General features: G+C 34.2%; 4 protein-coding genes. All 4 read right to left on the reverse strand.

What is annotated here, in order from left to right:
* Positions 1 to 92: 92 nt before the first annotated feature.
* The 4 genes from B3L86_RS08475 to rpiB all read right to left on the reverse strand — a co-directional run bounded on the left by B3L86_RS08475 (position 93) and on the right by rpiB (position 2,596).
* Entirely contained in the window at positions 93 to 674 is a 582-nt protein-coding gene (locus B3L86_RS08475; protein WP_291117638.1) for an NUDIX domain-containing protein, read from the reverse strand.
* A 4-nt stretch (positions 675 to 678) separates the two neighbouring features.
* Positions 679 to 1,122, reverse strand: a complete 444-nt coding sequence (locus B3L86_RS08480; RefSeq protein WP_291117640.1) for a GNAT family N-acetyltransferase — start codon at positions 1,120 to 1,122, stop codon at positions 679 to 681.
* Position 1,123: 1 nt separating this feature from the next.
* On the reverse strand, positions 1,124 to 2,032 hold the full coding sequence (locus B3L86_RS08485) for a cation diffusion facilitator family transporter (RefSeq protein ID WP_291117643.1): 909 nt from the start codon (positions 2,030 to 2,032) through the stop codon (positions 1,124 to 1,126).
* A 135-nt stretch (positions 2,033 to 2,167) separates the two neighbouring features.
* The gene (rpiB, locus tag B3L86_RS08490; RefSeq protein ID WP_291117646.1) at positions 2,168 to 2,596 is read right to left on the reverse strand and encodes a ribose 5-phosphate isomerase B; all 429 of its coding nucleotides are present in this window, start codon (positions 2,594 to 2,596) and stop codon (positions 2,168 to 2,170) included.
* Between the last annotated feature and the right edge of the window lie 78 nt (positions 2,597 to 2,674).

The following is a 2,674-nucleotide window of genomic DNA, read 5'->3' on the forward strand; positions in this document are numbered from 1 at the left end:
TAAAATGAGTTAAAATAGTTTGCCGCTAAATTATAAAAAAGTAGGATAGCTTTCACAATAATAAAAAAATAAGTATGAACAAAAAATCCCTTTTACAGCAAATTGTTCAGTTTTGCGTATTGCAAAAGTACCACGGTTTTGGCGTCGTTAATTTCTCCTTTTTCCACCATTGTTAATGCAATTTCAAAATCAATTTCCAACACTTCAATTTCTTCATGTTCTTCTTCTAAACCTCCGCCATCACCTATTTTCATGGCATCGCTACATTCAGCAACAAAATAATGTATTTTTTCGGTCACGGCTCCCGGTGTTGAATACAATTCAAAAATCTTTTTTGGAGTGGTTATTTTAAAACCTGTTTCTTCTTCAACCTCTTTTATGATGCAGGCTTCAGGATGGTCTTTATCCAACATTCCGGCACAAACTTCAATCATCATTCCGCTAGCGTTTCCGTTTAAGTAGCTTGGCATCCTGAATTGTTTGGTGAGAATTACCGTTTTTTTGGCGGGATTGTACAATAAAATCGCTGCGCCGTCACCACGGTCGTAACATTCTCGACTTTGGGTTTGCAAGCTGCCACGATTTGTTTGAAACTCAAAATCAACTTTATCAAGTTTGTAATGCGCATTCGATAAATTTTTGATGCCAATGATTTTAACTTTCGGATTGTTCATTTATTTAATTTTTAATCATGGCAATGTGTGGAATATCGTCTTCTAAATATCCTTCGCCAACTTGAATAAATTCGTGTGATTCATAAAATTTTTTTAAATATAATTGTGCCGATATTTTTATGGAAGTTTCCTTAAAATGTTCATTTATAGCTTCAACTGAATACTTAAAAATGAGATGTCCGTAACCAAATTTTCGTTCATTTTTAGCAACTACCACACGGCCAATGCTGGCTTTTTCAAAATAATCTCCAGGTTTAAATATTCGACAATAAGCCACAATTTTATCGTTTTTGAAGCCAATCACATGCAATGCTTTCTCATCTTTTCCGTCGATATCCTGATACACGCAATTTTGTTCCACCACAAAAACTTCAGCGCGCAATTGCAAAATATTATAGAGTTCTTTGGTGGATAATTCAGCAAAGGATTTGGTTAAAATTTTAAGCATTTTAGTCTTGTATTATAATTTCTTTAAGGTCATTTCTTTTAAATTCAGGCTGCAAATTACAATGTTGAATATGAAATTTGTCCATCAACAATTTTTCAATCTCTTCACAAATCAAATCGAATTCCGATAACTTAATATCTTCATTAAATTCTATATGCGCTTCAAAATGAGATTCGTGATCGTTTAATTGCCAAATATGGATATGATGAATGTTTTTTACTCCTGTTACATTTTGAACTACCTCAACAACCTCATTTATTTTTATGTGTGAAGGCGCAAAAAGCATTAATATTTTTAAGGAATCAATCAAAATACGCCAGCTCATATAAATTAAATAAACCGAGATTATCAATGTTAACAAGGCATCAATCCAGTAAATCTGATAAAATTTCATGAGCAATCCGCCAATTAAAACCGCCACTGAAGTTAGCATATCCGACAATAAATGAAGGTAAGCACTTTTCATGTTCATGTTGCGCTTTGCGTCATTTTTTAGCAACAATACGCTCAAACCGTTAGCAGCGATTCCTAAAATTGCCAGCCAAATCACCAAGCCGCTTTGTATTTCATGAACTTCCGAAAAACGTTTTATCGCTTCGATACCCAAAAAAACACCAATCACAACTAAGGATGCGGCATTAAAAAAAGCGGCAATTATTTCGGCTCTTTTGTACCCAAAAGTATATTCAAGGGTTTGTAATTTTTTGCGGGTAAGTACATTGGCTACATAACTTATAATTAAGGAAACAACATCAGAAAAATTATGGACCGCATCAGAAATTAGTGCCAAACTACCTGAAATTATGCCGCCAATAATTTGCGCAACCGTAATTACAATGTTTAAAATGATGGAGAATAGTAAATTTTTTCCCGTTAAAGTTGGATGGTCGTGGCTATGATTTTGACCCATTTTTGATTTGTGATTTACGATTTTTACCCTTCGACTGAGCTCAGGGTGACGATTTTTGATTTATGATTTAGTTTCAAGTTTCAGGTTAAAAAACCTATTTAACTTTTAATATCTAATATTTAACTTTCTTTCCAACTAACAAGGTATTTTATCAATTCTTGTTTGATGGCGTCCGCCTTCAAATTCAGTAGTTACAAACAGTTCCACAAAACCCAAAGCTTGTTGCAAGGAAACAAAACGTGCCGGAATACTTAATATATTGGCATTATTATGCAAACGCGCCAAAGCCACCAATTCATTGTTCCAGCAAAGTGCCGCTCTAATTCCCTGGTGTTTATTAGCTGCCATTTGAGCGCCGTTTCCGCTTCCGCAAATGGTAATTCCTAAATCTGCTTCACCGTTTTCAACCGCATTTGCAACCGGATGGATCGAATCTGGATAATCCATGCTTTCATCAGTATCGGTTCCAAAGTTTAACACTTTATGTCCTTTATTTTCGAGCAGTTTTACAATTTCAAATTTATATTGTGTTCCTGCGTGATCGTTTCCTATTGCAAGAGTCATAAGTCGGTTTTTTAGTACATTATAGGTTACAAAAATACAAATTCATAGTTATTAACAGTGAAAAATAGTTTTGTTAAT

Origin of the sequence: Flavobacterium sp. UBA6135, assembly GCF_002428305.1 — a bacterium.
In the GTDB taxonomy this organism is placed as follows: Bacteria; Bacteroidota; Bacteroidia; order Flavobacteriales; family Flavobacteriaceae; genus Flavobacterium.

Excerpts from the sequence above, each read along its gene's own strand:
- B3L86_RS08475 (WP_291117638.1), bottom strand. The coding sequence starts at position 674 with ATGAACAATCCGAAAGTTAAAATCATTGGCATCAAAAATTTATCGAAT.
- B3L86_RS08480 (WP_291117640.1), bottom strand. The coding sequence starts at position 1,122 with ATGCTTAAAATTTTAACCAAATCCTTTGCTGAATTATCCACCAAAGAA.
- B3L86_RS08485 (WP_291117643.1), bottom strand. The coding sequence starts at position 2,032 with ATGGGTCAAAATCATAGCCACGACCATCCAACTTTAACGGGAAAAAAT.
- rpiB (WP_291117646.1), bottom strand. The coding sequence starts at position 2,596 with ATGACTCTTGCAATAGGAAACGATCACGCAGGAACACAATATAAATTT.